This is a genomic window from Paenarthrobacter sp. YIM B13468 (assembly GCF_042788025.1).
Lineage (GTDB): Bacteria > Actinomycetota > Actinomycetes > Actinomycetales > Micrococcaceae > Arthrobacter > Arthrobacter aromaticivorans.
On the sequence record NZ_JBHZPI010000002.1, the window covers coordinates 297,489 to 315,199 of the forward strand.

General features: G+C 61.5%; 17 protein-coding genes. 12 read left to right on the plus strand and 5 right to left on the minus strand.

Translation table 11 applies throughout. The features are described 5' to 3' along the window. Positions 1–39: 39 nt before the first annotated feature. From ACFX4T_RS03440 to ACFX4T_RS03480, 9 genes are all read left to right on the plus strand, one after another. Positions 40–1,836, plus strand: coding sequence for a beta-galactosidase family protein (locus tag ACFX4T_RS03440; RefSeq protein WP_377650786.1), 1,797 nt, complete (start codon positions 40–42; stop codon positions 1,834–1,836). A 41-nt stretch (positions 1,837–1,877) separates the two neighbouring features. Then, the gene (locus ACFX4T_RS03445; protein ID WP_223946498.1) at positions 1,878–2,354 is read left to right on the plus strand and encodes an NUDIX hydrolase; all 477 of its coding nucleotides are present in this window, start codon (positions 1,878–1,880) and stop codon (positions 2,352–2,354) included. A 283-nt stretch (positions 2,355–2,637) separates the two neighbouring features. Next, positions 2,638–3,759, plus strand: coding sequence for a ribosome small subunit-dependent GTPase A (gene rsgA / locus ACFX4T_RS03450; RefSeq protein ID WP_377650787.1), 1,122 nt, complete (start codon positions 2,638–2,640; stop codon positions 3,757–3,759). A gap of 97 nt (positions 3,760–3,856) precedes the next feature. Beyond that, positions 3,857–4,951 carry an ABC transporter ATP-binding protein gene (locus ACFX4T_RS03455; protein WP_377650818.1) on the plus strand — a complete coding sequence of 365 codons (1,095 nt, stop codon included), beginning with the start codon at positions 3,857–3,859 and terminating at the stop codon, positions 4,949–4,951. Then, positions 4,951–5,694, plus strand: a complete 744-nt coding sequence (locus ACFX4T_RS03460) for an ABC transporter permease (protein ID WP_223946497.1) — start codon at positions 4,951–4,953, stop codon at positions 5,692–5,694. Before ACFX4T_RS03455 ends, ACFX4T_RS03460 begins: the two co-directional genes overlap by 1 nt. Beyond that, entirely contained in the window at positions 5,691–6,437 is a 747-nt protein-coding gene (locus tag ACFX4T_RS03465) for an ABC transporter permease (RefSeq protein ID WP_377650788.1), read from the plus strand. Before ACFX4T_RS03460 ends, ACFX4T_RS03465 begins: the two co-directional genes overlap by 4 nt. Next, on the plus strand, positions 6,434–7,393 hold the full coding sequence (locus ACFX4T_RS03470; protein ID WP_377650789.1) for an ABC transporter substrate-binding protein: 960 nt from the start codon (positions 6,434–6,436) through the stop codon (positions 7,391–7,393). The genes ACFX4T_RS03465 and ACFX4T_RS03470 overlap by 4 nt, the downstream gene beginning before the upstream one ends. Positions 7,394–7,512: 119 nt before the next feature. Beyond that, on the plus strand, positions 7,513–8,733 hold the full coding sequence (locus ACFX4T_RS03475) for a pyridoxal phosphate-dependent aminotransferase (protein ID WP_216925178.1): 1,221 nt from the start codon (positions 7,513–7,515) through the stop codon (positions 8,731–8,733). Positions 8,734–8,785: 52 nt separating this feature from the next. Beyond that, on the plus strand, positions 8,786–9,640 hold the full coding sequence (locus ACFX4T_RS03480; RefSeq protein WP_223949325.1) for a polyphosphate kinase 2 family protein: 855 nt from the start codon (positions 8,786–8,788) through the stop codon (positions 9,638–9,640). A 76-nt stretch (positions 9,641–9,716) separates the two neighbouring features. On the opposite strand, the gene ACFX4T_RS03485 is transcribed toward ACFX4T_RS03480, so the two are convergent. Beyond that, a complete protein-coding gene (locus ACFX4T_RS03485; RefSeq protein WP_216925179.1) occupies positions 9,717–9,974 on the minus strand; it encodes an exodeoxyribonuclease VII small subunit in 258 nt (85 codons plus the stop codon). A 53-nt stretch (positions 9,975–10,027) separates the two neighbouring features. Next, a complete protein-coding gene (xseA, locus tag ACFX4T_RS03490) occupies positions 10,028–11,305 on the minus strand; it encodes an exodeoxyribonuclease VII large subunit (RefSeq protein WP_377650790.1) in 1,278 nt (425 codons plus the stop codon). Positions 11,306–11,508: 203 nt separating this feature from the next. Between xseA and ACFX4T_RS03495 the strand changes: the two genes are divergently transcribed. Further along, complete coding sequence (locus ACFX4T_RS03495) at positions 11,509–12,381, plus strand: hypothetical protein (RefSeq protein WP_377650791.1); 873 nt, start codon at positions 11,509–11,511, stop codon at positions 12,379–12,381. A gap of 9 nt (positions 12,382–12,390) precedes the next feature. Beyond that, entirely contained in the window at positions 12,391–13,476 is a 1,086-nt protein-coding gene (locus ACFX4T_RS03500; RefSeq protein WP_223946493.1) for a 4-hydroxy-3-methylbut-2-enyl diphosphate reductase, read from the plus strand. Positions 13,477–13,556: 80 nt separating this feature from the next. Here ACFX4T_RS03500 and ACFX4T_RS03505 read toward each other — a convergent pair whose 3' ends face one another. Continuing rightward, positions 13,557–14,807 carry a DNA recombination protein RmuC gene (locus ACFX4T_RS03505; protein WP_377650792.1) on the minus strand — a complete coding sequence of 417 codons (1,251 nt, stop codon included), beginning with the start codon at positions 14,805–14,807 and terminating at the stop codon, positions 13,557–13,559. Between the two features lie 110 nt (positions 14,808–14,917). On the opposite strand from ACFX4T_RS03505, the gene ychF reads away from it, so the two are divergent. After that, the gene (gene ychF, locus ACFX4T_RS03510; RefSeq protein ID WP_216925183.1) at positions 14,918–16,003 is read left to right on the plus strand and encodes a redox-regulated ATPase YchF; all 1,086 of its coding nucleotides are present in this window, start codon (positions 14,918–14,920) and stop codon (positions 16,001–16,003) included. 31 nt (positions 16,004–16,034) lie between these two features. On the opposite strand, the gene ACFX4T_RS03515 is transcribed toward ychF, so the two are convergent. Both ACFX4T_RS03515 and ACFX4T_RS03520 read right to left on the minus strand, forming a co-directional pair. Further along, positions 16,035–16,901: a tyrosine-type recombinase/integrase gene (locus tag ACFX4T_RS03515; protein WP_377650793.1), complete on the minus strand. Its 867-nt coding sequence runs from the start codon at positions 16,899–16,901 to the stop codon at positions 16,035–16,037. Between the two features lie 217 nt (positions 16,902–17,118). Further along, on the minus strand, positions 17,119–17,706 hold the full coding sequence (locus tag ACFX4T_RS03520) for a helix-turn-helix domain-containing protein (protein ID WP_377650794.1): 588 nt from the start codon (positions 17,704–17,706) through the stop codon (positions 17,119–17,121). Positions 17,707–17,711 lie beyond the last annotated feature (5 nt).

Sequence of the window (17,711 nt, forward strand, 5' to 3'; positions counted from 1 at the left end):
CTGTGCATAAATGTTGGAAATTGAGCTAATCTGTTCCGTGTGAACAACGCCCTTTTGAGCTACCACGACGCCGTCCTCTACCGTTCGGGTGAACCGTATCGCATCCTTGCGGGAGCCATCCACTACTTCCGCGTTCACCCCGATTTGTGGCAGGACAGGCTGCGTCGACTGAAGGCCATGGGCGCCAACACTGTTGACACCTACGTTGCCTGGAACTTCCACCAGCCTAAGCGCGAAGAGGCGCCGGACTTTACAGACTGGCGGGACATTGGCCGTTTCATCGACCTCGCCGCGGAGGAAGGTTTGGACGTCATTGTCCGTCCAGGCCCCTACATTTGCGCGGAGTGGGACAACGGCGGCTTTCCGGCTTGGCTCACAGGAATCCCCGGGATTGGCCTGCGGTGCATGGACCCGCAGTTCACGGCCGCGATCGAGGAGTGGTTCGATCACCTTCTCCCGCATGTCGCCTCACGGCAGGCATCGGTCGGTGGCCCGGTGGTAGCCGTCCAGATTGAGAACGAATATGGCAGCTATGGCGACGACCACGAGTACATCCGCTGGAACCGCCGTGCGTTAGAGGAGCGCGGGATCACTGAGCTGCTCTTCACGGCCGACGGCGGCACTGACTACTTCCTCGACGGCGGCTCCGTGGACGGAATCTGGGCGACCGCCACGTTGGGAAGCCGGGGTGATGAGGCCATCGCAATCTGGCAGAGGCGCCGACCCGACGAGCCCTTCTTCAATGTCGAATTCTGGGGCGGCTGGTTTGACCACTGGGGCGAACACCACCATCGCCGCGACGCCCACGACGCCGCTGCGGAAGCACGAAAGATGCTCGATGCTGGCGGATCGGTATGTGTCTACATGGCACACGGCGGCACTAACTTTGGCTTGGGATCCGGCAGTAACCACGATGGCACCATGCTCCAGCCAACGGTCACCAGCTACGACTCCGACGCCCCCATTGCCGAAAACGGAGCACTAACGCCTAAATTCCACGCCTTCCGCAAGGAGTTCTACCGCGCCCAGGGTATCGAGGACCTTCCTGAACTGCCCGTCGAGTTGCTCGCGGATGCCCCGGTCCTTCCAGCGCGGTCCCTGGCACTGACGGAAGGCCGGGACCTGCTGGAGCTCGTCCGCGATTCGGGCAAGCCAGTTACCAGCGTCAAACCGCTCACTTTTGAACAGTTGGGACTCGACGCCGGCATGGTCCTTTATGCCGCCGAAGCGACTCTCCCGGGACGCCCCGAGGCTCCTGTGGAGAGCCGCCTCAAAATCACAGGGCTGAATGACCGCGCCTACATCTGGGTTGATGGTCAGTTTGCCGGTGTCCTGGACGATGTGAGCGGGGCCAAAGGGCTGGCCGTCACCGGAAGCGGCGCCCCGGCCAAGCTGGAGATCCTGGTGGAGAACCTGGGCCGCATCAACTACGGTCCCCTGACCGGGCATGGCAAGGGAATCCTGGGCGGCGTCCTGATCAATCAGCGCTATACCTTCCATTGGACACAGACGCCCGTGGCTTTGGATGAATGGGCGCCCGAGGACCTTGAAGGACTGGCAGGGACGGAGTTCGAGGCAGGGGAACCGGCGGATACATATATTGCGCTCCCTGATTCCGGAAAGGGCTTCGTCTGGCTCAACGGCTTCCTGTTGGGCCGGTACTGGGACAAAGGGCCGCAGGTCACCCTGTACGCCCCGGCGCCTCTGGTGAAGGGTGGCCTCAACAGCATCAAGGTGCTGGAGCTCGCCAAGCCGGGGACCGTCGTCGAGCTCCGCGAAGGACCGGACCTTGGCCCGGAAGAGGCGGGGCCGGTAATGGCCGCCGAATTGCCTTAGTGCAGACCGACTGGGAAGTAGCTGCCAACTAAGCTGGCACCATGACCCTGGAGTTCGACACCCGCCCAGCCGCTTACGCCGTCATCATTCAGGAGGACCGGATTCTTCTCGCCTACTGGAAGCAGGACGGCAAAGAAGGTTGGACGCTGCCTGGCGGGGGACTGGACCTTGCGGAGCACCCCGTGGACGGATGCCGCCGCGAGGTCTTTGAGGAAACCGGTTACGAGGCCCGGATTGATCGCATGCTGGGCATCGACGTCGGGCACTGGCCCGCGGAAGCCCGGGCAGACGGTTCGGTGCGGGACTTCCAGGCACTACGGCTGGTTTACGAAGCTACGATTATCGGTGGCGAGTTGACGCACGAGGTGGACGGCAGCACCACCCATGCGGCGTGGATTCCCTTGGCGGACATCGGCAAACTCAACAGGGTCTCCCTGGTGGACGTGGCGCTGCGCCTGCACAGTGAGCGGCCTGCTGACGGGAAGCTCAATGAGGCGCGACTTCAAGAAAGCCAGTAAACACAGCTTCAAAAAGACCTAGCCAAAGCCCATTGGCTTGGCTACGCTGTAGAACGTTGCCGGCCACCAGCTGCCGGCCTGTATGCCGAGGAGGTGGAACTGATGATTGCCATAATCCTGCGCGCCCCGCACTCACGCGCGGCGGATCGTCATCACACCACCATTCCTGTCCCGGCATCAGCCTGCCAGAGCTAGGCGGCCGGGCCTCAGCAGAGGTTCCAACGTGAATACTTACGCTTCTTCAAGCGACCCAAAAACCAGTTTCAGCAACGCGGGCGACTGTTTGGAAGGCCCAACACACTACGGTTATACCGAAAGCACCGCTGAACTCTTCCGGAGCAACCCAGCTACGGACGGGGACACCAGCGACAACACTCCGGGAAGGGTAGTCCGCCTCGACAGGAACCGCGTGCTCGTTGCCTCGAACACGGGCCTGCTCCATCTTCCCTATCCCGGGCATGGTCTGGTTCCCGCCACCGGGGACTGGGTGTGGCTGGGGCCCAACCGCGCTGGTGAGCCATCCGTCGTCGAGGTTCTTCCGCGGCACTCGGCACTGAGCCGCAAGCGCGCTTTCGAGGCATCCTCCGAGGAACAAATCCTGGGCAGCAACATCGACATCGTGGCGGTAGTAGTGCCCGTGGACCGGCCACTTACCCATAACCGGTTGGAGCGGACGCTCGTGGCCGCATGGGACTCCGGGGCAACCCCGCTGGTCGTCATTACCAAAGCCGACCTCGCTGACCTGGCAGACGACGTCGTAGGTGAAGTCATCCTCCAAGCTGCCGGCGTGGAGGTGGTCACCACGTCCGCAGAGCAGGGCGACGGCCTCGAGGAGCTCAGGCAGCACATCCCGAACGGAGCCACGCTGGTGCTGCTGGGCCCTTCGGGTGCCGGCAAATCAACGCTCATCAACGCCCTGGCCGGACGCGATCTGCAGGAAACGGGTGAGGTGCGTGCCGGTGACGGCAAGGGGCGGCATACCACCACCTCCAGGGAACTGGTGCCGCTGGGAGGCGGTGCAGTGCTCATGGACACTCCGGGTGTTCGCGGGTTTGGGTTGTTCGACGCCGAGGAGGGAATGGAGGAGATGTTCGGCGACCTTGAGGGGTTGTTCGCCCGATGCCGCTTCGCCGATTGCTCCCACCAGGCCGAGCCGGGTTGTGCCGTGCAGGAGGCGCTCGCCGACGAAAGCCTCGACGCGCGCCGGTGGGGAAGCTACCTCAAACTCCAACGCGAACAGGCGGCCCTGAACCGGAAACACGATGCCGCAGCCAGGCGCGCTTATCAGCGCGAATGGCATCAAAAGGTGATGTCGGCGGACAGGGGGCAGCGCGCCGCGGAAAGACACCGGCACGATCAAGCCGAGGAACGCGCAGCGAAGGGCGGGAAACGACGCAAACGTTGAACATTGCCGATTCATTACGGAATACGTGGCGTCGCTGACATCGTCGGTGGTGCTGGCTACGCTGGGTGAAGATCGTCCGCCGAAGATAGGCCCGGGTATGGCTGAAGCCATGATTGAGTTCCAGAGCGTGACCAAGCAATACCAAGGCGGCCAGCCCGCCGTCGACAACCTGACCATGTCCATCGACAAGGGAGCCATCACGGTCCTCGTGGGTCCTTCGGGCTGTGGCAAGACGACTTCGCTGCGCATGATCAACCGCATGGTGCAGCCGAGCTCGGGCACCATCACGGTGGCAGGCAAGGATGTCTCCACGGTGCCGGCGGCGCAGCTTCGCCGCTCCATGGGCTATGTCATGCAGTCCTCCGGGCTGCTCCCGCACCGGTCAGTTCTGGATAACATCGCTACGGTTCCCCGGCTCAACGGCGTGTCCAAAGCCGATGCGCGCAAACGTGCCGCAGAACTTCTCGACGTCGTTGGGCTGGCTTCGGTGCTTGGCAAGCGGTACCCCTCGCAGCTGTCCGGCGGTCAGCAGCAGCGCGTCGGAGTGGCACGCGCGCTCGCAGCCGACCCGCCAGTGCTTCTGATGGACGAGCCCTTCAGCGCCGTGGACCCGGTGGTTCGCGATGAACTCCAGCAGGAACTCCTGCGCCTGCAGCGCGAGTTGGCTAAAACCATCGTGTTTGTCACGCATGATATTGACGAGGCCACGGTTCTGGGCGACAAGGTGGCAGTCTTTGCTGTTGGCGGCAAGCTTGCCCAATATGCCGCCCCGGAAGAGATCCTCCGGGCACCGGCCAACGATTTCGTAGCCTCCTTCGTGGGCAGGGACCGTGGTTTCCGCCACCTCGCCTTTGACGTCGCGGACTCGCTGAGGCTCCACTCCGTAACCATGGTGGGACAAACCGAGGGTCAAAGCGCCGGACGCCGGGCGGGGGAGTGGGCGCTGGTGGTCGACGACGAATCACGTCCCCTCGGGTGGTCCTCACCCCGGGACGGTGCCGGGCTGGTCCCCGGCGGTTCACTCTTCCATAAGGGAGACACTTTGCGCCGGGCGCTGGATTCGGCGTTGTCCTCGCCGTCGGGGTTGGGCGTTGCCGTGGACGACGACGGCAGGGTGGCAGGTGTGTTGAAGGCGCCGGAAGTCCTTGCCCTGATTGAGGAAGTCCGCCGCCACAGGGAGGACGCCACCTGATGGAGTGGTTCCTGGCGAACATTGGCTTGGTTTTCGGATTGGCCGGCCAGCACCTTGTGCTCGCACTCATTCCGATGCTTCTTGGGCTGCTGATCTCAATTCCCTTGGCGCAGCTTGCCCGGCGCAACAGTACCCTGAGGTCTGTGCTGGCTACGGCTACGTCCTTGCTCTACACCATCCCGTCCCTGGCGCTCTTCATCATCCTGCCCACCATACTGGGCACACGGATCCTCGATCCCCTCAACGTCGTGGTCGCATTGACGATCTATGCGGTGGCCTTGCTGGTTCGTGCTGCCATGGATGCGTTTGACTCGGTTGACGATGATCTCCGAAACGCTGCCGTAGCAATGGGATTCAAGCCCTCGGCCCGGTTCTTCCAAGTGGATCTCCCGCTGTCACTGCCGGTTCTTTTCGCCGGGCTCCGCGTGGTCTCGGTCAGCAACATCTCGCTCGTTAGCGTTGCTGCACTGTTGGGAGTTGGCAATCTTGGAATCCTGTTTACCGATGGTTTGCAGAGGACCTTCGTTACCGAAGTCGTGGTTGGCATCATCGCCATCCTTGTCCTTGCCCTGATCATGGATGCAGTGCTGGTGGTGCTGGAGCGTCTCCTGACTCCGTGGACACGTGCCGCAGCTGGCGGACGGAGCGAACGCAAGAACGGCACCGCGTTGCTCGCTGAGCCGAAGACCGGACCATCCTTGCCCCATGCCCCAGTACGGCCGGATCCGGGTGCATCGGCATGAGCAACGTTTTCACGGACACCATCGCCTGGCTGACGGACCCCATTCACTGGACGGGGAGCGGAGGCATTCCCACCCGGCTGTCCGAGCACCTGCAGTACAGCGGGCTCGTGCTACTCATCGCGGCCGCCATTGCAGTGCCTGTGGGACTTTACATTGGCCACACAGGGCGTGGCAGGGTGGCCGCTGTGGCCGTCGCCGGCGCCCTGCGGGCCCTGCCCACCTTGGGCCTGCTGGTCCTCTTTGCCTTATTGGCGGGCAGCGGTTTGATGCCGCCCGTATGGGCACTGGTCATCCTCACCGTTCCACCGCTGCTTGCCGGGACATACGCGGGTATCTCCAGCGTGGATGCCACAGTGGTGGACGCAGCCCGGGCCATGGGCATGACGGAACTTCAGATCCTGTTCCGGGTCGAGCTCCCCAATGGCCTCCTAGTGATGTTCGGTGGCATCCGGACAGCTGTTCTGCAGGTGATTGCCACAGTTTCGGTCGTCGCCTACTTGCCGCTGGGAGGCCTGGGCCGGTATTTGTTCGATGGGCTTGTCCTGCAGGACTTTCCGCGGATGCTTGGTGGATCGCTCCTGATCGCTGCCCTCGCGATCGCAGTGGACCTCGTTCTGGCGGCCTTGCAGAGGATGGTTCTCTCGCCTGGCCTCACCCTCGACTCAAGCGGACGCCACACGGCGGCCGATGATCTCACAGCCACAGCTCCCGCCGCGGCTGCCATTCAAGGAGGTACACCATGAAAAATTCCGTCCCCATGACCCTGACGCGCCGTGGACTCGGCGGCCTCGCGGCCGGCGTCGGTGTGGCCCTCGCCTTGAGCGCGTGCGGCGGCAGCCCTTTGGCCACTCCATCCACTTCTGCGCCCGGCGGATCCAGCGGGTCAAGTGGGCCGCTTGTTGTTGGTTCGGCCGACTTCCCGGAAAGCCAGGTCATCGGCGAGATTTACGCCGGGGCACTCAACGCTGCCGGGATCACAGCCACCACCAAACCGAACATCGGCTCTCGTGAGATCTACTTCAAAGCCGTGCAGGATGGTTCGGTGGACCTCGTCCCCGACTACTCTGGCAACCTTCTTTCCTTCGTGGATACTGAGGCCCAGGAGGTTTCGGCCGATGACGTTTACAAGGCACTCCCTGGGAAGCTTCCGAACGGCCTGGCGGTGCTGGACGCTTCCAAGGCAGAGGACAAGGACGCAATGGTGGTCACCAAGGCCACAGCCGAGAAGTACCAGTTGAAGTCCATCGAGGACCTGGCCAAGGTGTGCAAGGACTTCACTATGGCTGCCCCGGCCACGTTCGAGACCCGCTCGTACGGTTTTCCGGGATTGAAGAAGAACTACAACTGCGAGCTCAAGGCTTTGCAGCCGTTCAACGACGGCGGTGGCAACCTGACCCTGCAGGCATTGCTGGAGGACAAGGTCCAGGTGGCTGACATCTACACCACCACCCCCTCGATTGCCGACAACGACCTCGTGGTCCTGGAAGATCCCAAAAACAACTTCAAGGCCCAGCAAGTACTGCCGCTCTATAACAAGGCCAAAATGACGGACAAGGCCAAGGACGCTCTCAACAACGTGTCCAAGATCTTGACCACTGAGGACCTCATCAACCTCAACCGCTCCGTGAGTGGCGACCAGAAGCAGAGCCCCAAGGATGCCGCAGCTGCGTGGCTGAAAGACAAGGGCATCGTTAAGTAGCGCCTACGCAAACCGCGTACGACGGCGGTGACGGACCCTCGCGGGCCTGTCGCCGCCGTCGTCGTACATGTGAGTTAAGTCTCAACTGAAGTCCATCCCCGGTGTGGCATATTTGATGAATGGCGAATTTCAAGCAGTCCACCAAGCTTCATAATGTCCTTTACGACATCCGTGGACCGATTCTTCAGGCCGCCCAGCAGATGGAGGCAGAGGGTCACCGGATCCTCAAACTGAACATCGGAAACCCGGCTCCCTTTGGTTTTGAAGCGCCTGACGCCATTTTGGTGGACATGATCCGCCACCTGCCCAATGCCCAGGGCTACAGCGATTCCCGCGGCATTTTCTCGGCCAGGACCGCCGTTTCGCAGTATTACCAGACCCGCGGAATCCAGAACATCCACGTTGATGACATCTACCTCGGCAACGGGGTCAGCGAGCTCATCACCATGTCCCTTATGGCACTTCTTGAAGATGGCGATGAGGTACTGATTCCCGCCCCCGACTACCCGCTCTGGACAGCTTCCGTTGCCCTGGCTGGCGGCCGGCCCGTCCACTACCTCTGTGATGAGGAGTCGGGGTGGCAACCTGATCTTGAGGACATGGAATCCAAGATCACTCCCCGCACCAAGGGCATCGTCGTGATCAACCCGAACAACCCCACGGGTGCCGTCTACCCTGAAGAGACTCTTAAGAAGATCGTGGCACTGGCCGAAAAGCACGGCCTGGTCCTGTTTGCCGATGAAATCTACGAGAAAATCCTTTACGAAGACGCTGTCCACGTAAACCTCGCAGGGCTGACCGGGGACGATGTCCTGTGCCTGACGTTCAGTGGCCTGTCCAAGGCGTACCGCGTTTGCGGCTATCGCGCCGGGTGGATGGCCATTTCGGGTCCCAAGAAGGATGCTGCCGATTACCTTGAAGGCATCAATCTGCTGGCCAATATGCGTTTGTGCGCCAACGTCCCGGCACAGCACGCCATACAAACAGCGCTTGGCGGCCACCAGAGCATCAACGATCTCATCCTTCCCGGTGGCAGGCTCCTTGAGCAGCGCAACAAAGCGTACGACCTCCTGAACGCGATCCCGGGTGTCAGCACGCAGCAGGCCAGGGGTGCCCTCTACCTGTTCCCCAAGCTGGATCCAGAGGTTTACCACATCCGGGATGATGAGAAGTTCGTCCTGGACCTGCTGAAGGAACAGAAGATCCTGGTCTCCCACGGACGTGCCTTCAACTGGGTGCGGCCGGACCACTTCCGGATGGTGACTCTGCCCAACGTCAAGGATATTGAAGAGGCAATTGGCCGCATGGCGGACTTCCTGACGAGGTACCCCGGGAACTAGCCTGAGGTCCATGGCCGCGTCACGAGGTCGCGTTCAGGCAGAAAGGCAAGCCATGCCCGTTGCAGTTGAGTTCGCCGAAAGTCCAGCCAAGTCGTTGAGGGTTGGGCCCGGGTTTTCACTGGCCAGCTTCGATCCCTCGGCCACACCTGGCTACTCCGGCGCAAAGGCCGACGGCAAGTCTTTGTTGGCCGCGCAGGATGCCGGGCTCACTGAACTGCAGGAGAAGCTCTTCGCAGAGGGGAAGTTCGGGAGCAACAAGCGGCTGCTGCTGATTCTTCAGGCCATGGATACTGCCGGCAAGGGCGGCATCGTCGGTCACGTCGTGGGGGCCATGGACCCGCAGGGCGTGCAGTTGAAGGCGTTCAAGGCACCCACAGACGAGGAAAAGTCGCACGACTTTCTCTGGCGGGTCGAGAAAGAGGCTCCAGCAGCCGGAATGGTGGGAGTCTTTGACCGCTCCCACTACGAGGACGTACTGATCCACCGCGTCCATGGATGGGCGGACGCCGGGGAATTGGAACGGCGCTATGCCGCCATCAATGATTTCGAGTCCAGGCTGGTCCAGCAGGGAACCACCATCGTCAAGGTCATGCTCAACATCAGCCAGAATGAGCAAAAGAAGCGTCTTCTCGCGCGGCTTGATGATCCGAGCAAGCACTGGAAGTACAGTCGGGGTGATCTCGCGGAGCGGGCCTTCTGGGATGACTACATGGATGCCTACAACACGGCCTTTGAGAAGACGTCTACGGACATCGCCCCCTGGCACGTTGTTCCGGCAAACAAGAAGTGGTACGCGCGGATCGCAGTCCAGCAGTTGCTTTTGGACGCCTTGGAGGGCTTGTCCCTGGAGTGGCCGAAGGCGGATTTCGACGTCGCGACTGAACGCGCGCTTGTGGAGGAATCCTGAAGGGCGGATCTGTCGTTCTTGTCGTGTGGGCTGGTCTCCAGAAGCGGCTATTCCCGACGCGGCTAGTTTCTGCCGTCTAGTCTGTGCCGGCGGCAGCTCCGCCGTCGTTGGTAGCGTCCCGGGCTGTTGCCAGCCGCTTACGGGCGCCCTCAAGCCAGTCCTCGCAACGTTTTGCCAACGCCTCGCCTCGCTCCCACAGCGCCAGCGATTCCTCAAGGCTGGCTCCGCCTGCTTCCAAGCGACTGACCACCGCCACCAGTTGTTCGCGGGCTTCCTCGTAACTGAGGGAATCCAAGGAATCCGGTGAAGGTGCTGCGGGATTGTTCTCTGTCATGGTGGTCCTTCGCATTCGATGATGAGTGTATGTGCCGTGCAGTTGCCGCGAAATCAGTGCTCGACGAGTTGTGCTTGCCCGGTGGACACAGCCCTGAAGCGGCCTTCGGCGACGCGGATGGCCAGCGGCGTGCCTTCGGGAGTCTGCGCCGGGCTACTGACCACTGTGTGTCCCGCTTGGTCTTCACCAACCATCTGGACAACGGCGTAGCCGCGGTCCAGGGTCTTTTGTGGAGACAACGCGCGCACCTGGGCACGCAGGTGGTGGACCTGGTCAAGCGCCCGGACGACGGCGGTGCTGACCGCAGCGTGCGACCTCCGCTGAAGACGCGTGATGTCTTCTGATCGCGCGGCAACCATGGTGTCCGGCGTTGCCAGGACCGGCCGTGACCTCAAGGCGTGAAGCCGGTCAGTCTCCCTGTCCACCATCCTGCCAATGCTCCGGCGAAGATGGTCCCGGGCCTGGCGGACCATGGCGAGTTCCTCACTGACGTCAGGAACGATGCGTTTCGCGGCGTCTGTGGGTGTCGAGGCCCTCAGGTCAGCCACGTCGTCCAGGATGGGACGGTCTGCTTCGTGGCCAATGGCGCTGACCACTGGCGTTGATGCCGCGGCCACTGCCCTGATCAAGTCCTCATTGCTGAACGGCAGAAGATCTTCCAAAGCGCCGCCACCTCTGGCGAGCACTATGACGTCGACGTGCGGATCGGCATCCAATGAACGGAGCGCGGCAATGATCTGTGCAACGGCCGTATTGCCCTGGACAGCTACCTCGCGTACGTCGAACTCAACGGCCGGCCACCGCAGTGCCGCATTACGGAGGACGTCCTTCTTGGCATCCGAATCCCGCCCTGTAATGAGTCCAATCCGGTGGGGGAGCAGGGGCAGCTTCCGTTTGCGGGAGTCGGCGAACAGGCCTTCTGCGGCAAGGGCCTGACGCAGCCGTTCGATCCTGGCAAGGAGGTCACCCAGGCCCACGGGCCGTATATCCTTCACCGACATATTGAGACGTCCGGTCTTGACCCAGAAGTCGGCCTTGACCAGCGCGACCACCCGGGAACCACGTTCAAGGGGTATCTTCTGGCGGTCGAGGACCGTGGACCATACGGATGCCGGCAGGGAAATCTCAGCATCGACGTCCCGGAGTGTCAGGAAGGCGTTCCCGCCGCGGCGGTTGAGTTCGATGACCTGACCTTCGATCCACGCCGAGGGAGCGCGCTCGATGTGGGCCTTTAGCTTCCTGGACAGCAACTGCAGGGGCCAGGGGTTATCCGGGCTGGTCTCCGCAGCGGTATTTGGAAGCGTCGATTCCGGGGTCGCGTCAGCTGCCATGGGTGATCCGTGGGTCGTCCTGCATTTGCATATCCTCGCTAGCTGTGCGGCCGTGGGGCGCGGTCAATCGGTCCTGCGGTCGAATCGGGCCTGGGCAGGCGTTCCAACTCTATCCATAGCTTTAGCACTGGAGCCCGACATTTTTTCTATCCTGTGGACAGACCTAGGATGGTGGCACTTGCCCCTTACCCCGAGGATGACTTTTGCGCAGTTTCGTTTCCGCGGCGGCAGTGGTCCTCGCCTTGTTGCTCACGGCCGTCGCAGTTCCGGCCGCTTGGGCGGATGTCAACGTGGTCAAGGAGGACGGCTTCGTTCACCTTGCAAGCGCGCTGGGCAAGGATCCCGAGTTCCAAAGCCGACTTGCTACAGCCGCAGTGGGGAATTTCGAGTCCTCCGTAAATCTTGCGGAACCACTCAAATCGGTGGCTGCGGATGCCCTCAGGCAAGCTGCCTCCGGAATGCAGTCATGGCCTGAGTACCCCAAAGCATGGGAAGAAACGGCCAGGAACAGTCATCGGTTGAACTTCGGCGAAGGGAAGCAACCGGAGGAGACGGTGTCACATACAGCGCTGCTCCTGGACATTGGCCCACTGATCGGGCTTATCCGCGACCATTTGTCCTCCGCCAGCGGACTACAGATTGACGTCCCGGCGGAAAGCTTGGTGACCATGGGTGAACCGTCCCAAAAGCAACTGGTTGAGCGTGTGGCAGCCTTCGCCCCGCTCTGGTGGCTTGCGGCCTTGGGCGCGGTCGTTTCGGTCCTGTTGGCTCTCGCTGCTGCACGTCGCCGCTCTTTGGTGATGGTCTCCCTTGGACTTGGCGGCTTGGTGCTTGCTGCGCTGTGGTCAGCGATGGTGGATCTGGCTGGTGGACTGATGGGAAGCCTCTCCAGTGGCAACGGTGTTGCAGAGCTGTTCAAACAGGAGTTCGTTTCGGCCGTCCGGACGGGCTTCGGTGAATGGATTGTCATCGCTGCTGTGGTGTCCGGCGCATTCCTGGCGCTGGGGGTCATCGGTTGGATCCTGTCCGCGAGACGGCGGTCACCTTCTGCCAGCGGCCAGGAGCAGGGCCGGTAGCATGGAGGGATGACCAGCACAGCAGTTTCCATTCCGATGCCCACGGTGCCCCGCAGACGGCGATCACCGGAAGAGGTTCAGGCGGCGGCGCCGGTTACTGGACCCAAGAAGGTTCTGCTGGCGGCTCCCCGGGGCTATTGTGCCGGCGTAGACAGGGCCGTCATTGCTGTTGAGAAAGCCCTCGAACACTACGGGCCACCCGTTTATGTCCGCAAGCAGATCGTCCACAACGTCCACGTCGTAAGCTCCCTTGAAGAGCAAGGCGCCATTTTCGTTGAAGAAACAGATGAGGTTCCTGAAGGCGCCTTGGTGATCTTCTCGGCCCATGGCGTGTCTCCCGCTGTGGTCCAGTCCGCCGAAGACCGCGGTCTTCGCACCATTGACGCTACATGCCCCCTCGTTACCAAGGTCCACCGTGAAGCTGTGCGCTTTGCCAAGGAGGACTACGACATCCTGCTTATCGGCCACGAGGGCCACGAGGAAGTCGAAGGAACAGCTGGCGAGGCCCCGGAGCACATCCAGATCATTAATGGCCCCCACGAGGTAGACAAAGTCACCGTGCGGAACCCGGAGAAGACCATCTGGCTCTCCCAGACCACCCTGAGCGTTGACGAGACCATGGAGACCGTCCGTCTGCTCAAGGACCGGTTCCCCACGCTGCAGGACCCGCCCAGCGACGATATCTGCTATGCCACCACCAACCGCCAGGTGGCCATTAAGAAGATTGCTCCGCAGGCTGACCTTGTCATTGTGGTGGGTTCGGCCAACTCGTCCAACTCTGTTCGCTTGGTCGAGGTAGCCCTTGAATATGGCGCCAAGAGTTCGTACCGCGTGGACTTCGCCAATGAGGTGGATGAAAGCTGGTTCGAGGGCGTGGCCACGGTGGGTGTAACTTCCGGAGCCTCCGTCCCCGAGGTGCTCGTGCAGGACGTTCTCCGGCTCCTGGCGGACTACGGCTATGGGGAAGTGCAGGAAGTGGTAACGGCCGAGGAGGACCTTCTCTTCTCTTTGCCGAAGGAGCTTCGGGCCACCCTCAAGGAGGCTGGCGACGTGAGCCGGGCCCTTGGTGGCCGCGGGAACCGTCCTACCTCTTAGACGTACTTATTCTGGATGTATCTAGCAGGCCCGCTGTGGCAGCCACCTTTTTGGGAAGCTGCCACAGCGGGCCTGTTCATTTAAGCTGCAGACTCCTCCTGGGCTCCTGCTGAATCCTGGGAGTCCAAGGCGAGCAGCTCGGGGGCAGCCAAAGCCCGGGGGACTGCTTCCACGGACATGGGTGTGGCGAGTCCGGCGTCGTCCATGGTGTTGAGTTTGCGTGCTGTGGGGAGTACCCGGGCTTCCAGTGTGCCGACCATCGCGTTATAGCGGTCCACGGATGTCTTCAGCGAACTTCCGAGCTTCCCGACGTTCTCGCCGAGCGTGCCCATGCGTTCGTAGAGCTGCTTGGCCAGTTCGAAGAGTTCGTGGGCGCTGTCGGTCAGGACATCCTGCCGCCACGTGAAGGCCACCGACTTCAGGACCGCCAGCAGCGTTCCGGGCGATGCCAGGACGACGTTCCGCGAAAGGGCGTGTTCCAACAACGCCGGATCAGCTTCCAGGGCTGAAGCCAAAATCGACTCCGCGGGGAGGAAACAGATGACAAGCTCCGGCGAGTTGCCCGGAATGTCCCAGTACTTCTTGGCTGCGAGGGCATCGATGTGGGCTTTGAGTGCCTTGGCGTGCTGTGCCAGGAGCGTCTTGGAATCATGATTGGCCGTTGGCGCGACTGATTCACCCATTGAGCCTTCACCGTGCACTTGCTCCTGCGCCGCCAGATAGGAAGCCAACGGGACCTTGGCATCCACCACAAGTTGTTTCCCGCCCGGCAACTGCACTACAAGGTCCGGACGCAGCGTGTTCTCGCTCCGGCCGGAGTGCACTTGCTCGTGGAAGTCAACGTGGCGGAGCATTCCGGAGGCTTCCACAACCCTACGCAACTGAACCTCGCCCCACTGGCCGCGGGCACTGTTGGATCGTAGTGCCGAAGCAAGGGCGTGCGTGGACCGTAGAAGCTGTTCGTCGGAGAGCCTGGCGTCCTGAAGTTGCTGTGCCAGTTGACCATATTGCTCCACGCGGTCGCGTTCCAGGAGCGCGACCTGCTGCTGTACCGCTGTGAGCTTTTCGGCCACGGGCCCCAAGGCGCGAAGGACGCTGCCGTCTGAGCTCCTTGAATCACTCAATTCCCGGTTCTGTGCGAACAGAAGCCGCCGTTCGGCGTCGGCGGCTGCGAGCTGGGCGGTCACCTCCGAAAGGCGCGAGGAAACGGCGTCGAAGTCCTCCTCCAGACCGGCCGTCCGGCGTCGAAAGACCACATATGCCATGCCGAGTCCCACTGCCGCACCGATCAGCAGCATGAGCAGAGCCAAAACCAATCCAAATCCATCCATGTGGCAACCCTGTCATAGGGGTCCGACAGTTTTAGCAAAGGGCAGTCGACGGCGTTGTCTGCAGGAACGAACAAGCATGGTCATCGCGGCAACGGGTAGAATAAATGCTCGTGGCTCTTACTATTGGCATCGTCGGACTGCCCAACGTCGGCAAATCAACTCTTTTCAACGCACTGACCCGCAACCAGGTGCTTGCTGCGAACTATCCGTTCGCAACGATCGAACCGAACGTCGGTGTCGTTAACCTGCCGGATCCCCGTCTGGCCAAGCTGGCGGAGATCTTTGGTTCCCAGAAGTTGCTTCCCGCTCCTGTGTCATTTGTCGACATCGCCGGCATCGTGAAGGGCGCATCGGAGGGTGAGGGCCTGGGCAATAAGTTCCTCGCCAATATCCGCGAAGCCCAGGCGATCGCCCAGGTTGTGCGCGTCTTCGACGACCCCGATGTCATCCACGTAGATGGCAAGGTGGATCCGCGCTCCGATATGGAGACCATCAACACCGAGCTCATCCTCGCCGATCTTCAGACCATCGAAAACGCCATCCCGCGCATCGAAAAAGAAGTCAAGATCAAGAAACGCGAAGCAGCAGAGCTCGCTGCCATCAAGGCGGCCCAGGCTGTTTTGGAGCGCGGCGACACGATTTTCAGCTCGATCAAGAGCGACAAACTGGAGATGGAGCACCTCAAGGAGCTCGGACTCCTCACCGCGAAGCCCTTTATCTACGTCTTCAACGCCGATGAAGGCATTCTTGGCGATCCGGCAAAGCAGGAAGAATTGCGCGCCTTGGTTGCTCCTGCTGACGCAGTCTTCCTGGACGCAAAGCTCGAATCCGACCTCGTGGAACTGGACGAGGAAGAAGCCCGCGAGATGCTGGAAATGAACGGCCAGAGCGAGTCCGGCCTGGACCAGCTGGCCCGCGTTGGATTCCACACCCTTGGCCTGCAGACCTACCTCACCGCCGGTCCCAAGGAAACCCGGGCCTGGACCATCCGCCAGGGCGACACAGCGCCCCAGGCGGCCGGTGTGATCCACTCTGACTTCCAGCGTGGCTTCATCAAGGCTGAGGTCGTCTCCTTTGATGACCTCATCGAAGCTGGTTCCATGTCCGAGGCAAAGTCCCGTGGCAAGGTCCGCATCGAAGGCAAAGAGTACGTTATGGCCGACGGCGACGTCGTGGAGTTCCGCTTCAACGTGTGATTTGACCCGTTTTCCCGCTTGTTTGCTGGGCTCAGGCTTGATGAGTCCGCAGAGAGTCCGCAGAAATGCCGAGAGCGTCATCCATCATGGCGCCGGCTGCGGACCTGGTGCGGTCCTCGGCAGTCGGCCAAAGGTGCGCGTAGGTGTTCAATGTGGTGGTTGCCTTGGAGTGGCCCAGGGCCCGCTGCACCGTGACGACGTCGCAGCCAGCAGCAATCAAACCTGATGCATAAAAGTGCCGCAGGTCATGGAGCTTCACAGCTTCAAGGCCTGCGGCCTTTACTGTTTTTCGCCACCAATACCCCACTGTGTTCTGATGTGGCGGCAGGCCGCCATCACCCAGAAACAACCATTTCTGAGGGCTGTGCACGCCGATCTGCTCCACATGCCGAGCCAGCACCTGGACCAGTCCATCAGGTATGTGGACCAGACGTTCCGATCCGTATTTCGGCGGGGTGATGAGGACTTCTCCGCCGCCGGCACGCTGAATCTGTCGCTCGACCTTGAGCGTTCGACGCAGGAAGTCGATGTCCGTTAGCTGGACGGCCGCAGCTTCACCTAGCCGGAGGCCGGCGAAGCCACACATGGCCACAAAGGACAGGAACCAAGGGTCTGCTGCCTCCAGTAGCTTTCCGACGTCACTCGGTGACGGGATCGACATTGCGTGCTCGGCCTTGCGTGCCCGGGGGAGCGTGACTCCGTCTGCTGGGTCGGTTGCCAGCATCCTGTCATTGCGAGCGCCACGGAGCACTGATCGAACATTGTTGTATCGGGTCTTCACGGTGCCGGGAGCCAAGCCGTCTTGGCTCATCTTTTTCACCCAAGCTTCGACGTGTGATCGCTTTATGTTGCGGAACTCGATGTCCGAGAACGTGCAGGAGCGCACGGCTAAGCTCATGGCCTTACTTGTGCCCGCCGCCCAGAGCTGTCTTTTGGACCAGTCCTCGAAGAATGAAGCCAGCGTGACTCGGCCGGATTTCGGATCCACGTAGGAGCCAGTAACGACAGACGTCGTTATTTCGTCCAACCAGCGCTGAGCATCTAGCTTCCGAGGGAAGTGCCGTGCGTGCTCTTTGCCCTCTTCGTCGCGGTACCGCGCACGCCAAGTGCCGTTGTCACGCTTCTGAATGCTTGGCATTGCCGTCTTCCCCACGCATGTAACGCCTGAGCAGCATAGCTACCTGAGCATCGAGTTCCGCTCCCCGGACGGGGCCGCCGCCGATGGGGGACTTTGACTCGTGATCTCCCAGGCGCGTATCCAACAGGGCTGCCCTCATGCCGCGCTCGGCCAGCTCTCCCCTGATGGCGCCCATCGTGTCTTGGAGGTATTCGGACAGGATGTGAAGCTCTCCGATCCGGGCCCAGTGTTCACTTCTCTCTGCCTCGGCCGCCTTGATCTGCTCCGCATCCAGTTCTCGCGGGAAGACCGCGTCCGATAGCTCGGCCACGCTCAAGTTGAACAGGCGAGCCAATGCAGAGAACTCGGTTACAGAAGTCGGCCTGAGGCCATTTTCTAGTTTTGCCACGGTGTTCTGTTTGGTGGGCAGTCCTTCGGCCGTTAGCTGCTGTGCCAGTTGCTCCTGAGTTAGGCCGGCCGCCTGCCTAAGTTTCCTGACAACGCTTCCCAGTTGTTTTTCTGTACTCTTCACAGGAACAGAGTACTTACTCCTGTGAAGCTTGACAATCACCACCAACGCAAACAACACTT